Source organism: Tardiphaga sp. 619_E2_N8_4 (assembly GCF_051810905.1).
GTDB classification, from domain to species: Bacteria; Pseudomonadota; Alphaproteobacteria; order Rhizobiales; family Xanthobacteraceae; genus Tardiphaga; species Tardiphaga robiniae.
In genome coordinates this window covers 3,957,765-3,982,623 of sequence record NZ_JBPWQJ010000001.1, presented here as the reverse complement: position 1 = coordinate 3,982,623, position 24,859 = coordinate 3,957,765, and the positions used below count along the sequence as shown (strand labels likewise).

Here is a 24,859-nt window from a genome sequence, read left to right as displayed (position 1 = left end):
GTCCATCGGCAAGCGGTGGCCGGATTGGCGCTGCGTAATCCGCCATCGTCGTATCGGCTACGCTTCCGCCTTCGCTCTGCGAGCTACGGCGGACAGGTCGCACTTGCGCCCCACCCGTTGACTTCGGACGTTGCGCCCGTTGGGAGGCGACCGCGCGTCGACCTCCGTCATTGACGAGTCCTGCGATGCTCTATCTAGTTGCCGCGGGGCCGTCACGCGGCAGCCCGATGACCGGAATATCAATATGCGCTTTCAAATAGCTCGCTGCCTCACGCGTCTCACCGTCGCAACTCTGCTGTCCGCCGCACTGTCGCTGCCCGCTCACGCGGACACCGGCAAAGTCCGCTTCAAGTTCTTCAAGGCCGGATGGTTCATCGGAGCGCAGGCAGGGAGCGGAATCCTCAGTTTCCGTGGTGAGATGTATCCGTTTCGCATCGGCGGCGTGAGCGCGGGCCTGACGTTTGGGGGCTCCTCGACCGATCTGGTCGGCGCGGCGCAAAATATGCATCAGGCTTCGGACATCGAAGGCATTTATACGGCGCTCGGTGCAGGTGTGGCGGTCGGCGCAGGCAGGCGCGCCATCCAGATGCGCAACGCCAAGGGCGTCGTCCTGACGCTGGAAGGCGAACAACTGGGCCTCCAGTTCGATTTCGACCTGAGCGGAATGAGCGTCTCCATCCAGAACCAGTAATCGGATGCACCAACGTCGAGACATCTGCTGCCGGTGAAACCATCGCGACCCGCGCATCACGAAACCCGGCCGCTCGCCGTCCGGCGCTGTGAAGCGAGGCAACTGCGTATCGCGAAAGCAAGCGTAGCCCGAATTACGCGGAGTTTATCATCGGGCGCGCGACGCGCGACCCGTTGGCTTCATCCGGGCTACAGACTATTATAAGTGCTCATGAAACTAAGCCAGAAATCCGACGCTGTCTGGACCTCACAGCAGGACGAAGAATTGCGGCGGCAATTGTCGGTCGGTCGCAGCGTCAACGAGATCGCGATCCGGTTGAAGCGGTCACCGCTATCAGTCCGCACCCGCGTCAAGAAGCTCGGCATCAGCCAGCCGCAGGCGGATTAGCGCGCTGCCATCAGCCATGACGAAGGTCCCGTTCATCTTCAGCGCCAAACGCCGTCACCGCTGGCGGCGCAGCCTGCGCTCGGCGCAACGGAAGCTCGCGAAACTGCCGCGCGCCATTCAAATCACTGGCGCCGTCGCAATCGTGCTTGTCACCCTCGTGCTGTCCAACCTCATCTATCACGTGATCCACAAGCCGACCGAGTTGTTCTTCTTTGTCGGCCACAGGCTGGACAAGGAGCCGGCCGAGACGTGGCGGCATTACGGGCCGCTGTTTCGCGCCTTTTCGACGCGGTCGATCACGCCCGAATTGCTGGCCGCGCTGGCGCAGGTCGAGAGTTCCGGCAATCCCCTGGATCGCACCTATTGGCGCTGGCGGTTCAGCTTCAATCCGTTCGCGATCTATCGGCCCGCATCCAGCGCCGTCGGTCTCTTTCAAATGACCGATCCGGCCTATGCCGAAGTTTCGCGCTTCTGCATCCGGGCGAACGCGGTTCAGGATACGGGCTGCGGCTTCGGCCCCTATATTCGTGCCATCCCGAGCCATGCCACCGAGCTCGCATCGATCTATCTGGACCGCAATGTCGCCGCCGTCCTCGCGCGCGCCGGCGGCGTGGCGCCGACCCCGCAACAGGTGCAGGATCTCGCCGCCTTCATCCATCTGTGCGGTGGAGGACCCGCCACCGCTTATGCACGCCGTCGCTTCCAGATGACGGCCAGTGAGCGATGCGGCGACCATTCCGTTGCGGGTTATGTCTCCAGGGTCAACGCGCTGAAGCGCAAGTTCCTGCTGATGGCATCCGATAGCGATAAATAGCGCGTAGTTTGGGTCGAGCAAGCGCCGCCGGGATGAAGCTCTTGCGTCATCCGGGATTGATCCCCTCAGTTCTTGAACCTCGCCTGCCCGGACTTGCCGTCGGCGGTCTTGAGCGTGACGCTCACCGACGCCCCCTTGGCGATGTCGCCCTTCGCTTCGGCTTTCAATGCAGTCCCGGAGGTGACGAGCGGCAGCGTCTCGCGGTCGCTTCCGGCTATCAGCAAGACCGCGCCGGAAAAGCCGCTGGCCGGGAGCGGCTTGTTGGCCTCGTCGAGGATGTTGAAGGTCAGCACCTTCCCCGCAGCGATCATCTCGACATGCACGCCGGCGACATCCTCCATGGGTCCGCCATTCGGCCCCTTCTGATGGGCGTGCTGCGCCATCGCCGGCGCCGCCAGCACCAGCGCGGATAGGACGAGCAGGATTGTCTTCATCAATGGTCTCCGTGGATGGCATGGACAGGCTTCGCCTCCGCATGGGCAGGCGACGATTCCCGGCGGAACAGGATGTAGAGCGCCGGAAGAACGAGAAGCGTGAGGATGGTCGAGGAGACGATGCCGCCGATGACAACGGTCGCGAGCGGGCGCTGCACCTCGGCCCCCGCCCCCGTCGCGATCGCCATCGGCACGAAGCCGAGCGAGGCCACCAGCGCCGTCATCAGCACAGGCCGCAGGCGCGTCAGCGCGCCTTCGCGCACGGCCTCCACCACCTTCTTTCCGTCGCGGCGCAGCCGTTCAATGAAGGTGATGATGACGAGACCGTTGAGCACCGCCACGCCCGAGAGCGCGATGAAGCCGATGCCCGCGCTGATCGACAACGGAATGTCACGCAGCAGCAGCGCGAAGATGCCGCCCGTGAGCGCCAGCGGCACGCCGCTGAAGACCAGCAGCGCGTCGGCCACGGAGCCGAGGCTGATGAACAGCAGCAGGAAGATCAGCAGCAGCGCGATCGGAACCACGATGGTCAGACGCTGCGTCGCCGAGACGAGCTGCTCGAACTGGCCGCCCCAGCCGATCCAGTAGCCTGCGGGCAGTTTGACCTTCTGCGCGATCTGCTGCTGCGCCTCGCCGACGAAGGAGCCGAGATCGCGTCCGCGTACATTTGCGGAGACGACGATACGGCGCTTGCCGTCCTCGCGGCTGATCTGGTTCGGCCCCGGCGCAACCGAGATTTCCGCCAGTTCCGACAGCGGCGCGTAGCGCATCTGGGCCAGCGGCGAGGTGCCGAACGCCGCCGGCATCGCCTTGTTCTGGCTCGGCTGGCCCTCCAGCGGCGGTAGAGGGATCGGCAGCGCTTTGATCGCCTCGATATCCGTCCGCAGTTCGTCCGGAAGGCGCACAACGAGATCGAAGCGGCGGTCGCCCTCGAACACCAGGCCGGCGGTCTTGCCGCCCACGGCGATCTCAACCAGGCTCTGCACGTCCGACACGCTGATGCCGAAGCGCGCCAGCGCCTTGCGGTCCAGCTTGACCGTCAGCACCGGAAGCCCTGCGACCTGCTCGGTCTTGACGTCCGCGGCGCCCTGGATGTTCTGCAGCGCCGACTGCACCTGCCCCGCGATCCCTGCCAGCACATTGAGGTCGTCGCCGAAGATCTTGACGCCGACGTCGCTGCGCACGCCCGAGATCAGTTCGTTGAAGCGAAGCTGAATCGGCTGCGAGAGTTCGTACAGACTGCCGGCGACCTCCTCGGATGCGGCCTCGATCTCCTTCATCAGATCGAGCTTCGACTTCTTCGGGTCCGGCCACTGGTCGCGCGGCTTGAGCATGACATAGCCGTCGGAGATCGACGGCGGCATCGGATCTGTTGCTACCTCCGCAGTACCGGTGCGGGCAAAGGATTCCTTCACCTCCGGAATCTTCAATAGCCGTCGCTCGAGCGCCATCTGCATCTCGAGCGATTGCGTCAGGCTGGTTCCGGGGATGCGCATCGCCTGGATCGCCACGTCGCCCTCGTCGAGACTCGGGATGAACTCGCCGCCCATCCGCGTCGCAGCGTATCCGCTCACGACGACCAGCGCCACGGCCGCAGCCGCCACGACGACGCGCAGACGGATCGCGAGTTCGAGCAACGGCACATAGGTCCGGCGTGCGGCACGCATGAACCAGTTCTCCTTCTCGGAGACCTTGCCGGTCACGAACAGCGCGACAGCGGCCGGAACGAAGGTCATCGACAGGATGCTGGCGCTCAGCAACGCCATCAGCACGGTCAGAGCCATGGGCGTGAACATCTTGCCTTCGACGCCGGTCAGCGTGAGCACCGGCAGATAGACCACCGCGATGATCAGCGTGCCGAACAGGCTGGGCTTGATGACCTCGCGCGACGCTTCGATGATCGTCTCGAAGCGTTCCTCGCGGGTCAGCAGGCGCCCTCGCTTCGCCTGCTCATGGGCGAGCAGACGCAGGCAGTTCTCCACGATGATGACAGCGCCATCGATGATGATGCCGAAATCGATTGCGCCGAGGCTCATCAGGTTGGCGCTGACCTTGTTCTCGAACATGCCCGTGATGGTGAACAGCATGGACAGCGGAATGACGAGCGCGGTGGCGAAGGCCGCCTTGAAGTTCCCGAGGATGAGGAAGAGGATCACGATGACGAGCAGCGCGCCCTCGACCAGGTTCTTCTCGACGGTCGCGATGGTCGCATCGATCAGATGGGTCCGGTCGTAGATCGCGCGCAGAGAGATGCCCTCCGGCAGCGACTTCTGGATCTGCTCCAGCTTCTGCCCGACACGCTGCGCCACGGTCCGGCCGTTCTCGCCGATCAGCAGCATCGCCGTGCCGAGCACGACTTCCTTCCCGTCGACGGTCGCCGCGCCAGTGCGCAGGTCCGTGCCTTCCTTGACCTCCGCGATGTCGAGGATGCGGACCGGGACGCCGTTCCGGGAGCCGATGACGATCTGCCGGATCTCCTCGACGTCAGCGACCTGTCCGGGCGTGCGCACCAGATACTGCTCGCCGTTCTTCTCGATGTAGCCGGCGCCGACATTGGCATTGTTGTTGGCGAGCGACGTCATGACGTCGCGGAAGCTGAGGCGATAGGCCATCAGCCTGGCCGGATCCGGAAGCACGTGGAACTGCTTCTCGAAGCCGCCGATGGTGTTGACCTCGTTGACCCCCTGCACGTTGCGGAGCTGGGGCTTGATGATCCAGTCCTGCACGGTCCGCAGATCGCTCGGCGTGTAGGGCTTGCCTTCAGCGTTTTTCGCGCCCTCCTTCGCCTCGACGGTGTACATGTAGATCTCGCCGAGGCCGGTGGAGACCGGTCCCATCGCCGTCTCGATGCCCGTCGGCAACGAGTCCTTCACCCGCTGGACGCGTTCGTTGACCAGCTGGCGCGCAAGATAGATGTCCGTGCCGTCCTTGAACACGACGGTGACCTGGCTGAGGCCATAGCGCGACAGCGAGCGCGTGTTCACGAGGTTCGGCAGGCCGGCCATCCCCGTCTCGATCGGGAACGTGATGCGCTGCTCGACCTCCAGTGGCGAGAAGCCCGGCGCGTTGGTATTGATCTGAACCTGGACATTGGTGATGTCAGGAACGGCATCGATCGGCAGGCGCGTGAAGTTCCAGACGCCGAAGGCGCCCATCATCAACACGGCGATCATGACCAGCCAGCGCTGGTGCACGGAGAATGCGAGAAGCCTGTCGATCATGGTTGAATTCCCGGAGCGAGCTCAGTGTTCATGGGACGCCGATCCCTTTCCGAGCTCCGCTTTCACGATGAAGCTGTTCTTCGCCGCGTATCTGTCGCCGTCGAGCAGTCCGAACAGGATCTCGACATTGTCGGAGTCGCGCGCGCCGAGTTCGACGTCGCGCGCCTCGAACTTGTCGCCGTTGCGGACGAAGACGACGCTGCGGTTCTCGACCGTCTGGATCGCCGACGCCCGAACGGCGATCGCGACCGGCTTGGCTGACAGGATCAGGCGCGCGGACACGAACAGGCCCGTACGCAGGCGCATGTCGATATTCGGCACGACGGCGCGTGCGAGCGCGCTTTGCGTATCGCTGCTACCGACCGGCGAGATGTAGGACAGGCTGGCCTCGATCGGCTGTCCGCCATCGCCGACATCGATCAGGATCTTGTCGCCGATCCGGACGCGCGGCAGGTTGCGACGGTAGACGGACAGATCCACCCAGACCGTCGAGATGTCGGCAACGATGAAGGCCGGCTTCTGCTCGGAGGCATATTCGCCGAGCGAGATCTGGCGGTCGATCACCGTGCCCGAGATCGGCGCCCGCATCTCATAGACGCTCAGGCTCTGGTTGCTCTCGATCTTCGCGAGGAGTTCGCCCTTCTCGACAGTATCGCCGATGCGTTTCTTGATCTCGCGTACAACGCCCGGAAAGCGCGGGGTCACCTGCACCAGCGTCTCCTGATTGGGCTGCAGGATGCCGTTCAGCACCAGAGAGTCGTGCAGCGTCTCGCTTTTGGCGGAGAGTATCTCGATGTTCGACGAGGCGACGCGGGCATCGCTCATTTCCACGACGCCCTCTTCACCGTGGCCTTTCTCGTCGCGGCCCTTCTCACCCTTCGCCTTTTCGCCTTTGGCCTTGTCGCCCTGCCTGGCAGCCTTGGAGGTGGCCGCGGCCTGCGTGTCGGACTTGCTCGGTGCGGTGGCGTAGACCCCGGCGCCGAGCGCGAAGATCGCGGCGGCGCTCACCAGGAACATGATCGGCTTGTTCATCGTGCGCTCCCCCGCGCCAGTGCAAACGGATTGCCGACCAGCCCCTCGATGGTGGCGACAGCAACGTGGAAATTCTGCTGGGCTTCCTGCTCGCGCAGGCGCGCCTGCGCGACGCTGGCCTGGGCGTCGAGCACTTCGAGCAGCGAATAGCGCCCCTGCCCGTAGCCTTCGGAAATCGCGTCGGCCGCGTCCCTGGACTTGGGGATCGCGGTCTCGCGCAGGATGGCGAGTTCGCGCAGCGAGCCCTGCAGCGAGTCGTAGGCGCGGCCCGCCACCACGATCAGCATGTTGCGGTTGCCCTGGCGTTCGGCAGCGGTCTTGGCGAGGCTTTCCTGCGCGGAGAGGATGTTGCCCTGGTTCTGGTCGAACACCGGGATCGGCACCGACAGCGAAAGCCGAACGGCGTTGTCGCCGGTCTCACTGAAGCGGCGCCATCCGGCGGATATCGTGACGTCCGGATAGGGCTTCAACCGGGCGAGCAGCAGTTCGGCATTGCGCTGCGCATAGATCGCCTTCCAGCGGACGAGCTGCGGGTTGGCATCAATCGCCGCGACCACCGACTGGAAGGTCGGCGGCTTGCCGGTCGCTTCCAGCCGTCCGGAGACGGCCGCGAATTTCGGCGCGCTATCGCCCATCAGGATCGCCAATTCACGGCGCGCGCTCGCGAGCGACGACCTGGTGCGCTCACGGTCGGCCTTGACCAGTGCCGATGCGACCTCGGCGCGTCCGGTCTCTGCGATGGATGAGGCGCCAGCTTCGACGCGCCGCTGCAGCAGCGGCGAGATCTTGTCGATCGCCTCGATCTGTTCGTCGAGGATCTGGATCCGCCGCTGCAGGCCGAGCACGCTCACGAAGGCGATCGCGGTCTCGGACAGCACTTCGAGCCGGACGGCCAAGCGTCCAATGCCCGCGACGTCGAGGCCCGCCTGACCGGCGGCGATGCGCGCGTCGCGCTTGCCCCACAGCTCGAACATCTGGCTGACCTGCAGCGTGGTCTCCGCCGAGCGGGTTCCCCTGTAGGCGCCCGAACCGAACGAATTGTCCTGTTCGTACGAAATCTCCGGATTGATCAGCGCGCCGGACTGGATGCGCTGACCACGCGCGATCCCGACGTCACGCTCGGCGGCTGTCAGACGCGGACTGGCGGCAAGCGCGCGTTGAAGCGCAGCACCCATGGTGAGGGTTTGCGAATGAGCTACCCCCGTCAGCGACGAACTGACGAAGAGCACAGCCGCGCACGCAAAACGCGTGGCGATCTTCGAGAACATGATGGAAACCTGACGAATGACGGAGTCTGGGCGCCAAGCGCCCGGCGATGACGGTCAGGTCAGGAATTTGGGTGGGGGAGGATCGATCCCGCGCGGCAGGCTGCGACGTTCGACATCATGGAAGACCGCAGTGCGGGTCTCGATGGAGACGGGCATCGCCGCAAAGACAAGCGGCTGTGCCGTCACAGAGAAGCAGCCGTGACAGTGATTGTCCGCGACAACTCCCTTGTCGGAATGGCCGGTCGCCTTCTCCGCGAGCGAGACGATCGTCGCTCCGGACGGATTGGTCACATCGAATTCGCAGAGACCGTGCATGGCGCCGGCGAAGATATAAGTCGCCAACACAACCATCACCAACGCCTTGCGCGAGATGCGCAGCAGGCCATGGCGAAGAATGCGGGCGAAAATCGTCACTTTCAGCGTCTCTTTCAAACTCTGCGAGCGAGGTAGCACGGATCGGCGATTCATGTCGATGCGCAATAATGTAACAACATATGGTTATGCGCAGGGTACGTATTGCCTGCGTGTTACCATGTTAACGAGTAACCAGATCGCAAATGTGGCAAGCGCGACGTCTGGCCACATGGTCATGATCGCTGGACGTGGCTGCAGGAGAGGAACTCAATCGGATGGGTTAAGTTCGCTTCAGCCAGTCTCACCGAGACGTGGAAAATTCGTTGCCCTGCATGCCATCTGTCCTGATCTGCCCGAGCAGGCTGTAGATGTCACCGAGCACCCAGAGGTCGCGCACCTTCGGCCCGTCGAACGAAAAGATAGGCGCTCCAAGCCAACCAACGAGCTTTCCTGTCGGCGGATTGCCGAACATCGCTTCGCGTTGAACGCCATGGAAGTAGACCTTGCCGGAAACGCGATTGCCCTCCTCGATCATCAGGAGAATGTCCGTCGTATAATTCTGCAGCACGCCGGTGACCCAGCGGACATAGTCGGCGAACTGGGCATGTCCGACCAGCACCGGTCCGAGCGATCCCCTGAAGGTGAAATCCTCATGGAAAATTTGCGGGATCAAAGTCACGTCCGCATGGTCCCACATATCCTTGTAGAAGGCGCGGACCACTTCCTTCTGCGGCGTGAGCGTCACGCCATCGAACGTCATTGGCTTTTCAAGATGATCGCTGCGTGTGTTCATCGCCCTCGGCCCGGCATGATGGGATTGAACAACAACACTAGCAATCGCAGGGCGGATTGGCGAAGCGTAATCCGCCACCATCGAGATGTTTGCGCAGCGGAATACGCTTCGCTGTTCCGCCCTGCAACTGAACGGCGACCGCCTCCTGCCCCTCACGTCAATCTTGCACACGGCCCAGGAAACCGGGAATATCCCGCCCAATTCAGAGACGCCCCCGGGAGATTCCAGGCCTATGAAGTTCGATGACGTCATTCTCGGCCGCCGCAGCATCCGTGGCTACAAACCAGATCCGGTCCCCAAAAAGCTGATCGAGGAAATCATCAACCTTGCGATGCGCGCGCCGTCGTCGATGAACACCCAGCCATGGAATTTCTATGTCGTGACCGGCGAGCCGCTCGACAGGATCCGCGCCGGCAATACCGAACGGATGATCGCAGGTATCCCGCAGTCACGCGAATTTCGCACCGGTCAGGCTTTCGGGGGTCATCACCGCGACCGGCAGGTCGGCGTCGCCAAGCAGTTGTTCTCGGCCATGGGGATCGCCAGGGACGACAAGGAGATGCGGCAGGACTGGGTGCTGCGCGGCTTCCGCCAGTTCGACGCGCCGGTCTGCGTGATCGTGACCTATGACCGCGTGCTGGATGGCAGCGACGATACGCCGTTCGATTGCGGCGCCGTGGCAACCGCCCTCGTCAATGCGGCCTGGTCGCGCGGCCTTGGCGCCGTGATCAACAGCCAGGGCATCATGCAGTCACCGGTGGTGCGCGAGCATGCTGGCATTGCCGACGATCAGGTCATCATGAAAAGCATTGCGCTCGGATGGCCGGATGACAGCTTTCCCGCCAATGCGGTGGTGTCCGAACGCAAGTCGGTCGAGGAAGCGACGGTGTTCGTCGGCTTCGACAATTAACGCGTCGCCTATTGCGGTCCGACTGTGCCGGTGTGTTTCAGGCGGGATGATCTGACCCAGCCTGTGACGCCGCCGCCCGTCGCACGCGCATACATCACCGAGGTCCACCCGTCGCGCGTTTCAGCATAAGCGACCAGATGATCCCTGGGGATGACAAACACACCGGCCATCGCGCAATGCGCGCTTGGCGCCGAATGAAATTGCAAGCGCCCCGTACCGGTGACGACGGCGCCGAGCGGCGGCGAAAAGATCGGCGTGTCTTTGGTACCGGTGCCGGGCTCGTTGCAGGCGGCGAATACCGGAGACGCCAGGAATGCCAGCGCGATCACCAATGCTTTCGACGTCACGTGCATTCTCCCGGGGCTGATTGAGCGAGGCCGCGTCTCGGTATCAGCTCTCACCCTGGGTTGGTCGGGCAAAACGCATTGCGGTTCAGCAAGCGCTGGGCGGATCGACGTTGCACGCGCCCTATGCGCGCAGCGCGGTTGACGTCCCTGCCTTTCCCGCGCATCCAGCCTCCAACGAGAAACCTGGGGGCGGAACGTGCTTTACCTGATCTGGGCGCTGCCCGCGTTGGCGGTGATCGGCGCCATCGCCAGCGGACTCGCCGGCACGCTCCCCGCCTCGCTCATCGGCCTCGCCACGGCGCTTGCGGTCGCACTGGCCACCGCCCCGCAACTGTTCGGGATTTCTGACGCCTGGACGGCGCTGCTGCGCGGCGCATGGATCGGCTGGATCGTCGTGCCCTACATTCTCGGCGGCTTGCTGTTCTGGCAAATGGCGATCCGCCCTGGCGACGCGGCCATGCCGGTCGAGACGTCGCTGCCGGATGCGCATGCGCGGCGCCGCCTGCTGTTCACCGCCTGCTATCTGATCGGGCCCTTCGCGGAATCCGCCACCGGCTTCGGCATCGGCATCATGGGGACGATGGTGCTGATCCGCCGCCTTGGCCTGAAGCCGATCGAGCTCCTCGCCTTCTCGCTGATCAGCCAGACCATGATCGTGTGGGGCGCCATGGGCAGCGGCGCGGTGGTCGGCGCGGCCTTCGCGCGAACCGATCCCACAGCGCTCGCGCTGCACACCAGTCTCATCTATCTCGTGTTCAACATCCTGTGGCTGCCGATCTACTGGCGCATGGCGGAGCGCGCCGGCATCGGTGCCGACTGGCGCGAGCGCGCCAGCGAAGCGCTCTGGCTGCTCGGCAGTCTTGGCCTCACCATCGTCGCGACCGCGTTTCTCGGGCCGGAGCCGGCGATGCTGGCGGCGTTCGGGCCAGCCATCGTGCTGCGTTATCTCATCGACGAGAAGCCGGACCGTGCGGCGATCGCCGCTGCCGCACGGCGCATGCTGCCATTCACGCTGCTAATCGGCTGGCTCGCGCTGACGCGCCTCGTGCCTCCGCTCAATCAACTGCTCCAGACCGCATGGAGCATGCAGCCCTTCGACGGCGCGCCGGTCTGGGCGCCGTTGTTTCACGCCGGCACCTGGCTGGTCGCAGCCGCCGTGCTGACCGCCCTGCTACACGGCCATCAGCGGGCCTTCCCTGCGGAGATCACAGCCGCCTGGAAGACCGGCCGGCTCGCGGTGCTTACCGTCATCGTGTTCTCGATGATGGCCGAACTGCTGTCGCGCTCGGGCATCGCCGGCGGCCTCGCCCGCGGCATGTATGACACGTTCGGGGTCTGGTCGGTGACGGTCACGCCGATGATCTCGGCCGTGTTCGGCGCGCTGGCCAATAGCGGCAATGCGGCCAACGGATTGTTCATGCCGTCGCAGCTCAGCCTCGCCACCGAGGCCGGCCTCGACGTCGCCGCCGTCGTCGCGCTTCAGCACGCCGCGGCACTGTCGCTCAACATGGTCTCACCGGTGCGGATGTCGATCGTCTGCAATCTCGCCGGCACGCCCGGCCACGAGCGGGACGCCTATCGCGCGATGCTCCCCTTCGTCGTGGTCATCGTCGCGGTTCTGCTCGTCATCTCCGTCCTCATCGCCACCCGGCTCATCTGAGGTTCTGGATCGATGCCGCCGGTTGGCTGAAAGCCGGTGGCGATCCCCCTCAGCCGATCTTGAACTTGCTGTAAGCCTCGCTCGTGCAAATGATCACATGCTCGGCACAGCCGCTAGTCCGGTGCGGGTCGCAGAGATTTTCATAGTCCGGTGACGTCATCATCTCGATGAAGGCTGCAACGGAGGGATAATACACCAGCGCCAGATAGTCCCACTGCTGGTGATCCGGTTCGCCGAGCGCGATGGCCTTGGCGTCACCGGTCCACAGCAAGGTGCCGCCGCGTGCCTTGATCATCGGCACGGTCAGCGCGCTGTAACGCAGATAGGCGTCCCAGCCCGACCCATCGCCGTCGAGCGAGCGCTCGCGGAATCGCATCAGATTGACCATGACGACCGGGCCCTGATGCTCCAGCTCTTTGAGCCCCTTGATGTTCAAGAGATCGACACCCATGCACAATCTCCTGTTTCAACTGGTGGTAAGCAGATGAGCGCACAGCGCGGTTAGGCCTCGGGATCGACATCGTCCAGGAACGTCGCTGTGGGAACGAAGAACAGCGTCCCCGTCACCGCGCGGCTGAAATCCAGCAGATGGTCGTAAGTGCCCGGCGGGTTGCCGATGAACATGTTCTCCAGCATCTTCTCAATGCGCTGCGGGGAACGGGCGTAACCGATGAAATAGGTGCCGAACTCACCTTTGCCCACCTCGCCGAACGGCATGTTGTCGCGCAGGATTTGAAGCTGCTCGCCGTTCTCTTCAATCGACGTCAGGACGTTGTGCGCATACGGCTTCTTCTCGGAATCGCGCTGTTCGATATCGGACAGCTTGTGCCGGCCGATGATGTTCTCCTGTTCCTCGACGGGCACCTTGTTCCATCGCGCGACGTCGTGCAGATATTTTTGCACGATCACGTAGCTGCCTCCGGCAAAGCCGGGGTCTTCATCGCCGACAAGGGTGGCCGCGTCAGCGGCCTGACCGACAGGGTTTTCAGTTCCGTCAACAAAGCCGATCAGATCGCGGTCGTCGAAGAATTTGAAACCGTGCACCTCGTCCACGGCCGAAACCGCGCCGGCGAGCCGCGACATGATGTGCGTCGCCAGCTCGAAACAGAGATCCATGCTCGCCGCGCGGATGTGAAAGAGGATGTCGCCGGGTGTCGAAACGGCAGTATGCACGCCGCGAATTTCGCGAAACGGATGCAAGTCTTTCGGACTCGGCGCTCCGAACACCCGACTCCAGGCGTCAGAGCCGAACCCCATGATGCAAGACAACTGCCCATTGAGATTGCGGAATCCCACGCCGCGCAGCAGGCTCGACAGGTCGCCGCACAAGACACGAACCGCCTTCTCGGGGGCCGGTCCGGGATTGATCGTCACGACCAGGAATATCGCCGCCCGCGTCAGCCTGGCAGCGACCGACTGGGACACGGGAGCCGGTAAGCTTGAAACCATGTTCGATCCATTCGATATCCGCTGTGTCACGCATCTTTAGCACGACGAAGACAAGATACGCCGACACGCCTATTGCCGGCTGACATGCTTTGCCGGCAGCTTGCCGCCATTCCACTTGCCGTCGATCGCCCGCTCGATCTGCGCGGCCAGTTGCAGTAGCAGGCCGTCATTCGCCTGACGCGTCTGCGCCTGAATGCCGAGCGGCAGTCCGTTCTCCTGCGACGCCAGCGGCAGCGAGATGCCGGGGATGCCGCACAGATTGGCGAGCGGTGTATAGGCGAAATTCTTCCACAGGTTGGCGAACCAGTCATGGACCGACGGATTGGTGCTGGTGGTGAGATATTCCGATGTGCCGACCTTCGGTGTCGGCTTGGCGGTGATCGGCGTCAGGATGATGTCGTAACGCTCGAAGAACGCGCCGAAAGCGCGCGACGTCGTGTTGAACACGGCCTGCATCGCGTTGCGCTCGGTATAGGACGTGTTCAGCCCGCTCTCCCAGATCTTGATGTTGATCGGCTCCAGCAGATCGGTGGTCGGTTTATCCAAACCGAGCCGCGCCAGATGACCGGCGATCACCTGCGCGAAATTGCTGATGTAGCAGGTCGTCTGCGCGGCGAACGCGTTGCGGAAATCCACCTCCGGCAATGCCCATTCCACGTGATGGCCGAGCCCTTCGAGCATTTTGCCGACACGCTCCAGCTCTGCAACGAAATGCGGCGGCGCCTTGTAGTCGCCCCACTCATGCGACAGCGCGATGCGCAGTCTGCCCGGGTCGTGCTTGATCAGATCGCTATAGGGTTCGACCGGTGACCAGAACGGCATGAATTCGCCGGGTGCGCCGCCGCGACAGTTGTCGACGAAGGCTGCGGTGTCGCGCACGCTGCGGCTCACGCAGCCCTGGATCGAGACCAACCCGGAGAGATCCGACAGCGCGGGCGCCAGCGAATAGACGCCGCGCGAGACCTTCAGGCCGATCAGGCCGTTCACACCTGCGGGAATGCGGATCGAACCACCGCCATCCGTGGCATGGGAGATCGGCAGCACGCCGGCCGCGACCATCGCCGCAGAGCCAGCGGAGGAGCCACAGGTGGTGTAGTCGGTGTCCCAGGGATTGCGGGTGACATAGAGCTTGTTCTCGGCAGAACTGCAGACGCCGAATTCTGGCGTGGTGCTGCGGCCAATGATGTTGAGCCCGGCGCCCCGGATCTTACCGGTCAGGAAGCTGTCCTGCGCGGGGCGGTGCCCCTGCATGATCATGGAGCCGAATTCCTGCAGCCGTCCCTTCAGGGTCGGGCCGAGATCCTTCATGAGGTACGGAACGCCAGCGAACGCGCCCTCGGCATTCATACCGTCCTTGGCAGGATCGGCGACGACGTCGTCGAACACTTCGACGACGGCATCGAGCGCGGGATTGGTGCTGGCGATGCCGGCGGCGGCCTGCGCCGCCAGATCGGCCGGCGTCAGGTCGCCCTTGCGCACGCGCGCGGCCAGCGCCACGGCGTCGTGTTTGGCCCATTCGTCCCAGCTCATCGCCAATGTCATGTCGCACGTCCAATTCGAGATTCGGTTGGTGCGAGCCTAGACCGGATGGCGGTTTTTTCGGAAGCCGTGGCAGGTGCCCTGAGCGCGCGGCAGACGCAGGGCAGACCAGCGTGCCGAAGCGCGATCGCCGTCACCCTCCCCGGCGGCGGCGGTAAATTCCAGCAGGACGTCAGCGTGCGGCACCATAACCAAGCCGCCGACGCCCGGGTGGCGCTTCGCTCACCCGGGCACCGCGCCGCTCTCGTCAGTTTGCCGAGAACGGCAGAGAATACGGCCGTCCGAACGGGACCCCGCCGCGCACGGTCTGGACCGCCTTCAGATAGGCCTTGCCAGTGCGGGGCTTGTTCGAGGTATCGAGCAGTTCGACCGGCCCCTCGACGAGTTCGAGAATGGCGACATCGGCGGGCGCGCCGACCTGCAGCGTGCCCAGTTTCGGCACGCGGTTGATGACATTGGCCGGCTTGATCGTGGCGGCCGCGATCACCTGGTCGAGCGAGAAGCCAAGCGCGAGAAACTTGCTGAGCACCCAGGGCAAATACGGCCTGCTGGGCGTGTTCGCCGCGGCCACATGGACGTCGCTGGAAATCGTATCGAACACGAGCCCCTGCTGGATGGCTTCCTCGGCAATGTCATAGTCGAAGCTGCCGGCGCCATGGCCGACATCGATGATGACGCCGCGCTTCTTCGCCTCCAGCAGCGCCGGAAGCACCTTGCCGTTCTGCACCGTGTTGTTGCCGAGCGCGCTGTAGGGATGCGTGAGGATATCGCCGGGACGCAACGTATCGACGAGCACCGACAGATCGCCCGGTGCATTGCCGATGTGGCACATCACCCGCCCCTTGGTGCCCGAGCGTTCAACGGCCAGAATGGCCCGCTTCAGCGGCTCGATGCCGTTATTACCGACGAAAGCCAGCGTCTCGCGCACCTTGGCGCCGAGCACGAGATCGGGATTTTCGGCGATGGTGCGCGCCGCGGCATCGACATTCGCATAGTCGATGTTCAGCAATTCGCCCACGGGAAAGCCCGCAAGGCCGATGGTCGAGATGTGCACGAAAGCAAACAGCCGGCTGCGCGAATGCCCGACGACATCGCGCTTGAATCCGGCAAAGGTGTTGGCGCCGGCATCTCCGGCACTCACATAGGTCGTCGTCGCCGAGAACGGCACCAGCTCGTCCGGCGGAATGCCGATCGCCGACCCATAGGGATAGACATGGGTGTGAAGATCGACGAGGCCGGGCGTCACCAGTTTGCCCTTGGCATCGATGCTCTGCTTTGCGCGCTCCGCTGGAATGCTCGGCTCAACGGCGGCGACCTGCCCGAACTTGATGCCGATATCGCGAATGCCGCGCAGATTCTGGCTGGGGTCGATGACCTCGCCGCCCCGGATTACGAGATCGAAATTCTCGGTGGGCTGCTGGCCGAACGTCCCCCCGGATGCGCCAAGCGACCCAAGCATGGCCGCGCCACCTGCCAACACATCACGTCGTGAAATCTTAGCCACTGATATCTCCGCCCCTGAACCAAAGTCCTGTCGGGCGAAGATAGTGGCCGGAACTCGAAATGTGCTTTCGTTGATTTTGATTTCACGGCGCTTTTGAACTCCGCCGCGATCAACCCGGAGCAACAGATAGTCGCTGCGATGATTTAATGAAGGTCGCTACAACGTCGACCGGAAACTTTCACGGGAATCGGCGCTGCGAGATGCGCCGCCTCGCCTAGCCGCAATTCCAGATCGGTCCGATCGGGGTTCGCGTCCAGCATGGGCCCATGCTGCCGCCATTGTACTGGCCGCGATAGAAACCGGGCCGGCCGAAATAATACCTCTCGCCGTCGGACCAGCGGTAATAGACCGGGGTACGGTCGATATACCAATGGCGCCGGTCGCGTTTGGCCATACGCAGGTCCGCGCGCTTCTGCATGAACAGCGGAACGCTGTTATTCAGCGGCTGGTGATAGCCCGGCAGGAAGCCGTAGCCCTTCCATTGCGGCGGCTTCTTCTTGACCGGCGCCGCAAGCGCAGCGGCGGAGGTGAGCGACAGGACGAGAGCAATCGATAGACACATGAATCGCGACATGCCCACAGCATAGAGATTTGGCGCACCGGCAGCCATTCAAATTCAGGTGGGGCAGATGGGTTCCTCAGGGTATCCCCGTGACGTTGTGTGTCCGTCGTAATACCTTGACGCCATGAAAACGAAGCCCCTCGCCGATATCCTGGAACGCGTCGAGACGTGGCCGCCACATGTGCAGGACGAGCTGGCGGCCTATGCCCGCGAGCTTGAAGCCGGCGTGAAGGGGGACGCGTATCAGCCAACACCGGAAGAACTTGCCGGCATCGATCGCGGATTGCGGGCTGCCGATGCTGGCCGGTTTGCCACCGTGACTGATGTCGAAGCCGCCTTCGCCAAATTCCACCGCTGATGAAGGTCGTCTATACAGACGAAGCTCTCGCAGACATCGATCAGATTGCTGACTGGCTTATCGCCTATTATCCGGCGATCGCCCCCACCGTGGGACGGCGTATCCAGGCTGCATATCTCAAAACGTCGGCGGCGTGCAGACGCTGATCAGCTCGCAGGATTTCGCGCCGACGCAGCGAAAGCGATGCGGGCGTCGGCTTTAGAAACAACAGGCATCGCCGGAAGCGAGGATGCGTCGTTCTTCGCGGACATTCACCTCCCGCGAGTCATTGGCACTTGCACCCTGCCTCGCCTCGCAACGTGCCCCTGTGAAACACCTGCGATCTCCGAGCAACGATCCCGATCAGTTTCGGCTCATGTTGATGGTGACGTTCCGGATGTCGCCTTCGGACGATATCGAGAAAGACTGCTTGTTGCCGCGCGTCGAGAGCGACAGGCTGGCCGAAAAGCCCGGCGCGTCGATGACGGCCGAGATGAGGCCGCCGGACTCCCTGCCCGCGATGCTTCCGCTGATTCCGCGACTGGTTTCGCTCCACGTTCCGGCGATGGTCCCATCCTGGCTGACCACGTCGCTGTTGAGATCGAAGCGGTAGCTGTCGCTCGCGCAACGCAAGCTCTGCAGGAGCCGCCTTTCGCCATTGCTGACCTGGTATGTCGCCTTGCAGCGAAGCCGCTCCTTGGATCCGTCGGACAGCGAGATCGCTCCTGCGCCTGCCCAGGATCCGGTAAGGCCGGTGAACGGCGGCGACTGCGCCGCCGCCGACCCTGAGGCGGCGGCGAGCAGGATCGACACCAGGGCAAGCCGGCGGGGCGAAACGATCTTGCGAAGCATGGAAAGTCTCATGAGGTCACTCCTGTTTCAGCACGCATGTGCCGGGTTTGAACGTCGCATCGCGCATCAGTTGCCGCTTGCGACTTGCCGCGTGATTGCTGTGTGTGACGCCGCCACGGAATCCTGATCGTCGGAGGGCGGGGATTTCGACCAGAGACGATTGCCCCGCGCCCTCTCGTAACCGTACTGGAACAGCGCGCGCATATAGGCGGTGTCGAAGCCGGACATCGGCGATGGCGGTCGATCGCCCTCGATATAGGTCAGATTGAATCCGAACTTGTTGCGGCGAGCGAAGGCATAGGTGTTGTAAAGGATGGAGCGTGTCTGAATCTTCGTCACAGTCGATGACGCCCGCGCAGCGATTTCGATGGTGGAATTGGGAATGACCTGAAATTCCCGTTCGATCTTGTTGTTGATCAGGACGTAGAGTTGCAGCTTCTCTGCCCTGGCGAATGTGGCGTCGCGCAGCAGGAAGGCCTCCGGCAATGTCAGGACAGGCGCGGTGACGCCGCCATCGACATGCATCTCCTCGAAGCGCTTGCCGTTCGCCTCCGCGGTCACCAGCATCGGCGGAAACACCACGGGCAGACTCGCCGAAGCCGCGACAACATCCCGGAACAGGTTCAGTGCTTCGGGCGTACGCAGCGAAGCGATCCGTCCCATGTCCCAAATGGCGGTCCGCTGGGAGTCCAGGTTGGTCGTGACGACGAACAGCATCCGCCCCTTCGCGTGTTCGGCTGCGACGGCCGCGACGAAGGTCTCGTCGATATACTTCGCCACCAGTTCGCGTAGCCGCGTGTTGCCGAACAAGCCCGAACCAAAGATCGCATTGAACGGATTGGGTGCATCGAGCAAGCTCGCGGCGACACCGCTGGTGTAGACGTCACGCAAGGTCGCGTCATAGTCGGAACCGAGAAACGCGAAGGGCGCGATCAGCGCGCCGGTGCTCACACCGGAGACCATCGAGAACGACGGGCGCGTCCCCGCCTCGGTCCAGCCACTCAGCACGCCGGCGCCATAGGCGCCGTCCGCCCCGCCTCCCGACAGCGCCAGATAGGTTCGAGGCCCTCGCAACGCAACCTGATTTTGACCGCTTCGGAATGTCGAGGCCGGTTCGTCCGCATAACGGCGCAGGTCCGTAAGATCGAGGACGCGCGCACTGGATGCATCCGCGGCGCTATGCGGTGTCCGTGGCAATGACGAACATCCGGCCACCAGAAGGCTCAGCGCCGCAAGGACAGGCAACGAAACCGACGGCCGCCAACGGCGGCCACGCATGACATGTTCGGTCAGGAGAGCGCTCACGGGTTCGACGCCCCGTCCATAGAACCGCGTCGCTGGGCAACCTGAAGGGATGCCGCCGCGGGTTGAGTAACGAGTTCGAGGTAGTCCCGGTGGATCGCCTGGACGGTCGTGCGCTCGTCGAACTTCACCCGCCAACTGCTCGGCGAGCCGCGGCCCACGATGACTCCCTGGCGATCGCCGTATTTGGGATGCCGCTCACGACCGAGAACGCTCATCCGGACACGGGCACCACGGAATAGTCGCGGCGGCGATGCGTCACTATCCGCATTCATCATGCAGCCCTCGCCCGGTCGGGCGCCTGATGGACAATCAGTTTCGCTTTCGCTGTGGCCACGGTTTCGATCAGCTTGCGTCGCCGATCTGCGGTGCCGGCCGCATCGGCTGGCAACGGAGACATCATTTTGAAAGCACTATGCATTTGACCGCGCGTGTTAAGTGAGCAATCACTCACTATTATTGACTGACTCAAAAGTCAATAGCAGCCCTGCCGGGGATCGATTATCCTGCCCCCATGAATGCTGAGCTGAAGAAGCGCGCCCGACGAAAAGCGGAACGACCGATCGAGATCCTCGACGCGGCCTTCGAGGAATTCGCCAAAAACGGCTATGCGGCGACCCGGCTGGAGGATGTCGCCGCCCGCGCATCCGTCACCAAGGGCACGATCTATTTCTATTTCGAAACCAAGGAGCGCGTGTTCGACGAGATGATCCGATACAAGTCCCAGGCGTTCTTTCCCGAACTGGAAAGCTATGCCGCGACGCTGGAAGGATCATACAACGCGCGCCTGCGCGCACTCATGGTCTTCGTGTATCGCAAGATTGCCGAGGACAGACCTTTCCGCGAAACACTCCGCTTCCTGATCGCCGACGGCTCCCGCTTCCCCGACCTCGTGGACCGGCACTATGACGAGTTCATGCGGCCCGTCATCGACCAGTTCCGAATGGTGATCGAAGCGGGAGTCGCGGCCGGCGAATTCCGCCCGTCGCAGGCAAGCACATTCACCGAGATCGTGATGAGCCCGGCGCTGCTGTTGACCGTGTGGTCACTGCTATTTGGAACGCGAAGGCAGATCGACGTCGCGGTCTTTACCGATGCCAGTATCGACCTGCTGATGCGAGGAATCGATACTTCCCGTTAGCCCGGGCGTGAGCTTAGGTCCTCAAAACGTCGGCGGCGTGCACGCACTGATCACTTCGCAGGGTTTCGCGCCGACGCAGCGAAAGCGATGCGGACGGCGGCTTTCGAAATAATAGGCATCGCCGGGATCGAGGATGCGGCGCTCCTCGTCGACGGTCACTTCCAGCCGGCCTGAGACCACGATGCCACCCTCCTCGCCGTCATGCACCAGCGGCACCCGTCCGGTGTCACTGCCCGGCTCGTAGCGCTCCTTCAGGATCTGCAGGCTACGGCCGAACAGATTGTCGCCAACCTGACGATAGGAGATTGGCGTCTTGCCGATCTCGGTCAGTTCGTCGGAGCGGTAAAATGCTTTGCGCGGTCGGTCCGGCTCGATGGCGAAGAAGTCGGCGAGCCCCATCGGAATGCCATCGAGAATACGCTTGAGCGCGCCAACCGACGGGTTCATCTGGTTGGACTCGATCAGCGAGATCGTCGAATTGGTTACGCCCGCGCGCTTGGCCAGTTCACGCTGCGACAGCTTGTGACGCCCACGCACGAAGCGCAGCCGTTCGCCTAGATCGATGGTCACGCCAAATCCCTGTTGCGAGTGTTTCGGATCGAACAAATATGACCCGGACCATTCAATAAAATCAACAGGTTAATCAGATCGAGAAAAGGACTTGTTGCATTCGGGCGAACATGATCCAGATGCTGAATCAGCCAAGGGAGCCGCGCCGTGACCGTTCATCAGATTCCGAACACGCTACAACTCGAGTCGTTCTGGATGCCGTTCACGGCCAACCGCCAGTTCAAGGCGGCACCGCGCATGTTCGCATCCGCGCAGGGCATGTATTACACCACCGAAGACGGCCGCAAGGTGATCGACGGATCGGCTGGCCTCTGGTGCACCAATGCCGGCCACGGCCGCCGCGAGATCGCCAGCGCCGTTGAGAAGCAGCTTACCACCCTCGACTTCGCCCCCGCGTTCCAGATGGGCCATCCGCTCGCCTTCGAATTCGCCAATCGTCTGGCTGAGATCGCACCCGCCGGCCTCGACCGCATCTTCTTCACCAATTCCGGTTCGGAGTCGGGCGATACCGCGCTGAAGATCGCGCTGGCCTATCATCGCGCCAACGGCCAGGCCTCGCGCACGCGCCTGATCGGCAGGGAACGCGGCTATCACGGCGTCGGCTTCGGCGGCACCTCGGTCGGCGGCATGGTCAATAACCGCCGCGCCTTCTCGTCCGCCCAACTGCCCGGCACCGATCACATCCGCCACACCCACGATCTCGCACGCAACGCATTCTCCAAGGACCTCCCGGAGCACGGCGCCGAACTCGCCGACGACGTTGAGCGACTGGTGGCCCTGCATGGCGCCGACACCATTGCCGCCGTCATCGTCGAGCCGGTGCCCGGTTCGACCGGCGTGCTGCCGCCGCCGAAGGGCTACCTGCAGCGTCTGCGCGAGCTCTGCACCAAGCACGGCATCCTGTTGATCTTCGACGAAGTCATCACCGGTTTCGGCCGTCTCGGCACGCCGTTCGCCGCAAATTACTTCGGCGTGACGCCGGACCTGATGACCACCGCGAAAGGCATCACCAACGGCACCGTGCCCTGCGGCGCCGTGTTCGCCAACCGCAAGATCTATGACGGGCTGATGACCGGACCGGAAAGCCAGATCGAGCTGTTCCACGGCTACACCTATTCGGCGCATCCGGTCGCCTGCGCCGCGGGCATCGCGACGCTGGACATCTACAAGAGCGAGGGACTGCTGACGCGCGGTGCCTCGCTGTCCGACTACTGGCGCGATAGCCTGCACGCGCTCCGCGACCTGCCCAATGTCATCGACATCCGCAATTGCGGCCTTATGGGCGCCGTCGAACTTGCGCCCCGCAAGGATGCACCGGCTGCGCGCGGCTATGACGTCATGGTCGACTGCTTCAACCGCGGCCTCTATCTGCGCCAGAGCGGCGACGCCTTCGCGATGTCGCCGCCCCTCATCGTCGAGAAGAACCAGATCGACGAGATCGTTTCGATCCTGAGCGACGCCATCAAGCGCGTCGCCTGAGTCCACACACCGTCTGATCCAACAAGGCCCGGATGAAGCGCCTGCTTCATCCGGGCCTTGTTGTTTAAGAGATCCGGTTGCGATCAACTCGCGCTGCCATGCGCCCGCGCGCACATCCGTGTCACATGATCCGCGCTCATCACCGGCGTCGGCGCAACGGTGTCGCTCGAACCTGTGCTGGTCGTCCATGAGAGACCGCCGAGCGACGCCATGACAGGCGCTATGGCAAAGCGCGACATCATCGCGACATTCACCATCGCCGGCACGTCGACGCGGGGATGGCTGACGATCGCGTCCAGGATCAGGCCGAAGGCGGCCAGTCCCAGTGTTCGCTTGCGAGATCTGATTGAGGTCTTGCGGAATTGGATCGGCATCGCGGGCTCATGGGCTTGAGGATGCGCACGCACCGGAGTCGGAGTGCGCCGACGCGTCGACGTCGCGCGCAATTCTACAGCTCGACTGTGACTATCCGGTCGGGCACCGCGAACAACAAAGCTCGCAACCGATCACGTCGCGAAGAGTCGCTCGATATCGGTCATCACATCTTCACGAGGACGAGACCTCGGACGCGGCGAGCAACCGCCAGGCTTCGTGTCATCCGGACAGCGTCTCGATCATCCGGCAGTCACTGACCCTGCCATGACTGCACTCTTCCACCATGCGCTTCAATTCTCCGCGTAACGCGGTGAGTTGCGCGATCCGGCGCTCGACGTCCGACAAGTGCCGGCGCGTGATCCGATCGACCTCTGCGCAAGACTGATCGGGTCCCTCGCTCAGGGTCAGCAATTCGGCGATATCGGCGATCTCGAAACCGAGCTCGCGGGCGTGCCGGATGAAATTCAGGCGGGCGACATCCTCCGGCCGATAGCGGCGCTGCTTTCCCTCCGTCCTCGTGGGCGCGGCCAGAAGGCCAATCCCCTCGTAGTAACGGATCGTCGGCACCTTGATGCCCGTCAGACGCGACGCTTCTCCGATTGCGTAATCCATTTTTCCCTTGGACCTCTAGTCGCTAGAGATTGTACGCTTGTCTCACATTGAGAGGAAGCCGATGTCCGACAAGACCTGTTGCACCACCGACACCTGCTGCGAGCCGCCGCCCATCGATTTTTCGAAGGCGAACGCGAAGCCTGTCTCCCCGGCGGCCTGCGAGACCGAGGCATGTGGTTGCTCCGGCGGCGTTCCGGTCTTCGACGGCGTCGATCCCCGCTACAAGCGCGTGCTGTGGACGGTCATTGCCATCAACGGCATCATGTTTCTTGTCGAGATGATCGCGGGACAAATCGCGGGATCGCAGGCGCTGAAAGCGGATGCGCTCGACTTCCTCGGCGATACCGTCACTTACGGGCTGAGCCTCGCGGTCATCGGCACCGGCATCAGGACGCGGGCAACGGCGGCTTTGTTCAAGGGCCTTTCGCTCAGCGTCATGGCTCTATGGGTGTTCGGTTCGACCGTCTACCACACGCTTATCCTGGGCGTTCCAAGTGCCGAGGTTATGGGCGCCATCGGCTTCCTGGCGCTGGCAGCCAATCTCGCCTCGGTGCTGCTCTTGATGCGTTACAAGGACGGCGACGCCAATGTGCGCTCTGTCTGGCTGTGTTCCCGCAACGATGCCATCGGCAACGTCATTGTCATGTTCGCAGCCCTGGGAGTCTGGGGCTCGTCGAGCGCGTGGCCGGATCTGGCGGTTGCCGCCGTGATGGCCTTCATATTTCTCTCCTCCTCGGTGCAGATACTCCGTCAGGCCTGGACTGAATATTCCGAACAGCCCGCGCCCGTTGGCATGTCCCAGCGTTCCTGAGCCTAACATGCTGCCCTCTATTGCTGACGTGCTCGCCCGCGGCGATGGCCTTGAAAATAATCCTTGACGTTGTTTTCAAGGAGATTATATTCCATTGCATCCCGTCCCACTTCGAGGGGCGTTGCCAGGGACGCTTGTTAGCGCGGGGCGGGATGTGGTGCCTGCGGGCGGGAGGGAGACGTTTCCTCACGCACTCGGGAGGCCTTGGGTCACCGTCCGGCCCCACTACGGGGGTCTGCCACTCATGCTGGCTGGACGTGGCATTGGTGAACGGCGGGAAACCGTCGGGATAAGCGGACTGCGGAGGTCTGCGCCTTTGCCCGGAAGAACGGTCCCGGGGACGGAAATCGCCACGGTGGAGCGTCGAAAGGCGTTTCCGCGGCCTCTGCGGTTCGGCGATCCGGACACTACGCTG

Annotated in this window: 27 protein-coding genes and 1 pseudogene; 9 read left to right on the top strand and 19 right to left on the bottom strand. The window is 63.3% G+C overall.

From position 1 onward, the window contains the following. Positions 1 to 139 precede the first annotated feature (139 nt). The 3 genes from AB8A23_RS19140 to AB8A23_RS19130 all read left to right on the top strand — a co-directional run bounded on the left by AB8A23_RS19140 (position 140) and on the right by AB8A23_RS19130 (position 1,892). Positions 140 to 691: a hypothetical protein gene (locus AB8A23_RS19140; RefSeq protein ID WP_439058540.1), complete on the top strand. Its 552-nt coding sequence runs from the start codon at positions 140 to 142 to the stop codon at positions 689 to 691. A 210-nt stretch (positions 692 to 901) separates the two neighbouring features. Continuing rightward, the gene (locus AB8A23_RS19135) at positions 902 to 1,078 is read left to right on the top strand and encodes a hypothetical protein (RefSeq protein WP_158005736.1); all 177 of its coding nucleotides are present in this window, start codon (positions 902 to 904) and stop codon (positions 1,076 to 1,078) included. Positions 1,079 to 1,094: 16 nt separating this feature from the next. After that, positions 1,095 to 1,892: a lytic transglycosylase domain-containing protein gene (locus tag AB8A23_RS19130; RefSeq protein ID WP_439058541.1), complete on the top strand. Its 798-nt coding sequence runs from the start codon at positions 1,095 to 1,097 to the stop codon at positions 1,890 to 1,892. Between the two features lie 65 nt (positions 1,893 to 1,957). Here the strand turns inward: AB8A23_RS19130 and AB8A23_RS19125 are convergent, their stop codons facing one another. The 6 genes from AB8A23_RS19125 to AB8A23_RS19100 form a co-directional block, all read right to left on the bottom strand. Continuing rightward, complete coding sequence (locus tag AB8A23_RS19125; protein ID WP_439058542.1) at positions 1,958 to 2,326, bottom strand: hypothetical protein; 369 nt, start codon at positions 2,324 to 2,326, stop codon at positions 1,958 to 1,960. Then, the gene (locus AB8A23_RS19120; RefSeq protein WP_439058543.1) at positions 2,326 to 5,547 is read right to left on the bottom strand and encodes an efflux RND transporter permease subunit; all 3,222 of its coding nucleotides are present in this window, start codon (positions 5,545 to 5,547) and stop codon (positions 2,326 to 2,328) included. Before AB8A23_RS19120 ends, AB8A23_RS19125 begins: the two co-directional genes overlap by 1 nt. 21 nt (positions 5,548 to 5,568) lie before the next feature. Beyond that, a complete protein-coding gene (gene ihpB, locus AB8A23_RS19115; protein WP_439058544.1) occupies positions 5,569 to 6,579 on the bottom strand; it encodes a divalent metal ion exporter adaptor subunit IhpB in 1,011 nt (336 codons plus the stop codon). Beyond that, complete coding sequence (gene ihpA, locus AB8A23_RS19110; RefSeq protein ID WP_439058545.1) at positions 6,576 to 7,847, bottom strand: divalent metal ion exporter subunit IhpA; 1,272 nt, start codon at positions 7,845 to 7,847, stop codon at positions 6,576 to 6,578. Before ihpA ends, ihpB begins: the two co-directional genes overlap by 4 nt. 54 nt (positions 7,848 to 7,901) lie before the next feature. Beyond that, on the bottom strand, positions 7,902 to 8,261 hold the full coding sequence (locus AB8A23_RS19105) for a hypothetical protein (RefSeq protein WP_439058546.1): 360 nt from the start codon (positions 8,259 to 8,261) through the stop codon (positions 7,902 to 7,904). A 241-nt stretch (positions 8,262 to 8,502) separates the two neighbouring features. Then, positions 8,503 to 8,961, bottom strand: a complete 459-nt coding sequence (locus tag AB8A23_RS19100; protein ID WP_439058547.1) for an ester cyclase — start codon at positions 8,959 to 8,961, stop codon at positions 8,503 to 8,505. 265 nt (positions 8,962 to 9,226) lie between these two features. On the opposite strand from AB8A23_RS19100, the gene AB8A23_RS19095 reads away from it, so the two are divergent. Beyond that, positions 9,227 to 9,904, top strand: coding sequence for a nitroreductase (locus AB8A23_RS19095; protein WP_120292480.1), 678 nt, complete (start codon positions 9,227 to 9,229; stop codon positions 9,902 to 9,904). 8 nt (positions 9,905 to 9,912) lie between these two features. Here the strand turns inward: AB8A23_RS19095 and AB8A23_RS19090 are convergent, their stop codons facing one another. Further along, positions 9,913 to 10,251, bottom strand: a complete 339-nt coding sequence (locus AB8A23_RS19090) for a hypothetical protein (RefSeq protein WP_439058548.1) — start codon at positions 10,249 to 10,251, stop codon at positions 9,913 to 9,915. Positions 10,252 to 10,447: 196 nt separating this feature from the next. Between AB8A23_RS19090 and AB8A23_RS19085 the strand changes: the two genes are divergently transcribed. Further along, positions 10,448 to 11,911: an L-lactate permease gene (locus AB8A23_RS19085; RefSeq protein WP_439058549.1), complete on the top strand. Its 1,464-nt coding sequence runs from the start codon at positions 10,448 to 10,450 to the stop codon at positions 11,909 to 11,911. Between the two features lie 49 nt (positions 11,912 to 11,960). Here AB8A23_RS19085 and AB8A23_RS19080 read toward each other — a convergent pair whose 3' ends face one another. The 5 genes from AB8A23_RS19080 to AB8A23_RS19060 all read right to left on the bottom strand — a co-directional run bounded on the left by AB8A23_RS19080 (position 11,961) and on the right by AB8A23_RS19060 (position 16,977). Beyond that, a complete protein-coding gene (locus AB8A23_RS19080) occupies positions 11,961 to 12,362 on the bottom strand; it encodes a DUF1330 domain-containing protein (RefSeq protein ID WP_439058550.1) in 402 nt (133 codons plus the stop codon). 50 nt (positions 12,363 to 12,412) lie between these two features. Then, a complete protein-coding gene (locus tag AB8A23_RS19075) occupies positions 12,413 to 13,360 on the bottom strand; it encodes a Dyp-type peroxidase (RefSeq protein ID WP_439058551.1) in 948 nt (315 codons plus the stop codon). Positions 13,361 to 13,429: 69 nt separating this feature from the next. Beyond that, complete coding sequence (locus AB8A23_RS19070) at positions 13,430 to 14,902, bottom strand: amidase (RefSeq protein WP_439058552.1); 1,473 nt, start codon at positions 14,900 to 14,902, stop codon at positions 13,430 to 13,432. A gap of 244 nt (positions 14,903 to 15,146) precedes the next feature. Continuing rightward, positions 15,147 to 16,403, bottom strand: a complete 1,257-nt coding sequence (locus AB8A23_RS19065) for an amidohydrolase/deacetylase family metallohydrolase (protein WP_309945776.1) — start codon at positions 16,401 to 16,403, stop codon at positions 15,147 to 15,149. Positions 16,404 to 16,617: 214 nt separating this feature from the next. After that, entirely contained in the window at positions 16,618 to 16,977 is a 360-nt protein-coding gene (locus AB8A23_RS19060) for a hypothetical protein (RefSeq protein WP_439060495.1), read from the bottom strand. 112 nt (positions 16,978 to 17,089) lie between these two features. On the opposite strand from AB8A23_RS19060, the gene AB8A23_RS19055 reads away from it, so the two are divergent. Beyond that, entirely contained in the window at positions 17,090 to 17,323 is a 234-nt protein-coding gene (locus AB8A23_RS19055; protein ID WP_439058553.1) for a hypothetical protein, read from the top strand. Positions 17,324 to 17,440: 117 nt separating this feature from the next. On the opposite strand, the pseudogene AB8A23_RS19050 reads toward AB8A23_RS19055, so the two are convergent. The 4 genes and pseudogenes from AB8A23_RS19050 to AB8A23_RS19035 all read right to left on the bottom strand — a co-directional run. Then, positions 17,441 to 17,584: pseudogene (locus AB8A23_RS19050) on the bottom strand (cupin domain-containing protein); the annotation flags it as partial. A gap of 81 nt (positions 17,585 to 17,665) precedes the next feature. Further along, on the bottom strand, positions 17,666 to 18,154 hold the full coding sequence (locus AB8A23_RS19045; protein WP_439058554.1) for a hypothetical protein: 489 nt from the start codon (positions 18,152 to 18,154) through the stop codon (positions 17,666 to 17,668). Positions 18,155 to 18,220: 66 nt separating this feature from the next. Next, positions 18,221 to 19,432, bottom strand: a complete 1,212-nt coding sequence (locus AB8A23_RS19040) for a patatin-like phospholipase family protein (protein ID WP_439060496.1) — start codon at positions 19,430 to 19,432, stop codon at positions 18,221 to 18,223. Positions 19,433 to 19,455: 23 nt separating this feature from the next. Beyond that, a complete protein-coding gene (locus tag AB8A23_RS19035) occupies positions 19,456 to 19,734 on the bottom strand; it encodes a hypothetical protein (protein WP_439058555.1) in 279 nt (92 codons plus the stop codon). Between the two features lie 236 nt (positions 19,735 to 19,970). Between AB8A23_RS19035 and AB8A23_RS19030 the strand changes: the two genes are divergently transcribed. Further along, entirely contained in the window at positions 19,971 to 20,597 is a 627-nt protein-coding gene (locus tag AB8A23_RS19030; RefSeq protein WP_184517301.1) for a TetR/AcrR family transcriptional regulator, read from the top strand. Positions 20,598 to 20,618: 21 nt separating this feature from the next. Here the strand turns inward: AB8A23_RS19030 and AB8A23_RS19025 are convergent, their stop codons facing one another. Further along, complete coding sequence (locus AB8A23_RS19025) at positions 20,619 to 21,167, bottom strand: cupin domain-containing protein (RefSeq protein ID WP_089264656.1); 549 nt, start codon at positions 21,165 to 21,167, stop codon at positions 20,619 to 20,621. A 147-nt stretch (positions 21,168 to 21,314) separates the two neighbouring features. Here AB8A23_RS19025 and AB8A23_RS19020 point away from each other — a divergent pair, with 147 nt between their 5' ends. Further along, a complete protein-coding gene (locus AB8A23_RS19020) occupies positions 21,315 to 22,646 on the top strand; it encodes an aspartate aminotransferase family protein (protein WP_439058556.1) in 1,332 nt (443 codons plus the stop codon). An 83-nt stretch (positions 22,647 to 22,729) separates the two neighbouring features. On the opposite strand, the gene AB8A23_RS19015 is transcribed toward AB8A23_RS19020, so the two are convergent. Further along, the gene (locus AB8A23_RS19015) at positions 22,730 to 23,020 is read right to left on the bottom strand and encodes a hypothetical protein (protein WP_439058557.1); all 291 of its coding nucleotides are present in this window, start codon (positions 23,018 to 23,020) and stop codon (positions 22,730 to 22,732) included. Between the two features lie 220 nt (positions 23,021 to 23,240). Beyond that, positions 23,241 to 23,633, bottom strand: coding sequence for a MerR family transcriptional regulator (locus tag AB8A23_RS19010; protein ID WP_439058558.1), 393 nt, complete (start codon positions 23,631 to 23,633; stop codon positions 23,241 to 23,243). A gap of 61 nt (positions 23,634 to 23,694) precedes the next feature. Here AB8A23_RS19010 and AB8A23_RS19005 point away from each other — a divergent pair, with 61 nt between their 5' ends. Further along, positions 23,695 to 24,444: a cation transporter gene (locus AB8A23_RS19005; protein WP_320444328.1), complete on the top strand. Its 750-nt coding sequence runs from the start codon at positions 23,695 to 23,697 to the stop codon at positions 24,442 to 24,444. Positions 24,445 to 24,859 lie beyond the last annotated feature (415 nt).

Excerpts from the sequence above, each read along its gene's own strand:
- AB8A23_RS19135 (WP_158005736.1), top strand. The coding sequence starts at position 902 with ATGAAACTAAGCCAGAAATCCGACGCTGTCTGGACCTCACAGCAGGAC.
- AB8A23_RS19130 (WP_439058541.1), top strand. The coding sequence starts at position 1,095 with ATGACGAAGGTCCCGTTCATCTTCAGCGCCAAACGCCGTCACCGCTGG.
- AB8A23_RS19125 (WP_439058542.1), bottom strand. The coding sequence starts at position 2,326 with ATGAAGACAATCCTGCTCGTCCTATCCGCGCTGGTGCTGGCGGCGCCG.
- AB8A23_RS19120 (WP_439058543.1), bottom strand. The coding sequence starts at position 5,547 with ATGATCGACAGGCTTCTCGCATTCTCCGTGCACCAGCGCTGGCTGGTC.
- ihpB (WP_439058544.1), bottom strand. The coding sequence starts at position 6,579 with ATGAACAAGCCGATCATGTTCCTGGTGAGCGCCGCCGCGATCTTCGCG.
- ihpA (WP_439058545.1), bottom strand. The coding sequence starts at position 7,847 with ATGTTCTCGAAGATCGCCACGCGTTTTGCGTGCGCGGCTGTGCTCTTC.
- AB8A23_RS19100 (WP_439058547.1), bottom strand. The coding sequence starts at position 8,961 with ATGACGTTCGATGGCGTGACGCTCACGCCGCAGAAGGAAGTGGTCCGC.
- AB8A23_RS19095 (WP_120292480.1), top strand. The coding sequence starts at position 9,227 with ATGAAGTTCGATGACGTCATTCTCGGCCGCCGCAGCATCCGTGGCTAC.
- AB8A23_RS19080 (WP_439058550.1), bottom strand. The coding sequence starts at position 12,362 with ATGGGTGTCGATCTCTTGAACATCAAGGGGCTCAAAGAGCTGGAGCAT.
- AB8A23_RS19075 (WP_439058551.1), bottom strand. The coding sequence starts at position 13,360 with ATGGTTTCAAGCTTACCGGCTCCCGTGTCCCAGTCGGTCGCTGCCAGG.
- AB8A23_RS19070 (WP_439058552.1), bottom strand. The coding sequence starts at position 14,902 with ATGACATTGGCGATGAGCTGGGACGAATGGGCCAAACACGACGCCGTG.
- AB8A23_RS19060 (WP_439060495.1), bottom strand. The coding sequence starts at position 16,977 with ATGTCGCGATTCATGTGTCTATCGATTGCTCTCGTCCTGTCGCTCACC.
- AB8A23_RS19055 (WP_439058553.1), top strand. The coding sequence starts at position 17,090 with ATGAAAACGAAGCCCCTCGCCGATATCCTGGAACGCGTCGAGACGTGG.
- AB8A23_RS19045 (WP_439058554.1), bottom strand. The coding sequence starts at position 18,154 with ATGCTTCGCAAGATCGTTTCGCCCCGCCGGCTTGCCCTGGTGTCGATC.
- AB8A23_RS19040 (WP_439060496.1), bottom strand. The coding sequence starts at position 19,432 with ATGCGTGGCCGCCGTTGGCGGCCGTCGGTTTCGTTGCCTGTCCTTGCG.
- AB8A23_RS19035 (WP_439058555.1), bottom strand. The coding sequence starts at position 19,734 with ATGATGAATGCGGATAGTGACGCATCGCCGCCGCGACTATTCCGTGGT.
- AB8A23_RS19030 (WP_184517301.1), top strand. The coding sequence starts at position 19,971 with ATGAATGCTGAGCTGAAGAAGCGCGCCCGACGAAAAGCGGAACGACCG.
- AB8A23_RS19015 (WP_439058557.1), bottom strand. The coding sequence starts at position 23,020 with ATGCCGATCCAATTCCGCAAGACCTCAATCAGATCTCGCAAGCGAACA.
- AB8A23_RS19010 (WP_439058558.1), bottom strand. The coding sequence starts at position 23,633 with ATGGATTACGCAATCGGAGAAGCGTCGCGTCTGACGGGCATCAAGGTG.
- AB8A23_RS19005 (WP_320444328.1), top strand. The coding sequence starts at position 23,695 with ATGTCCGACAAGACCTGTTGCACCACCGACACCTGCTGCGAGCCGCCG.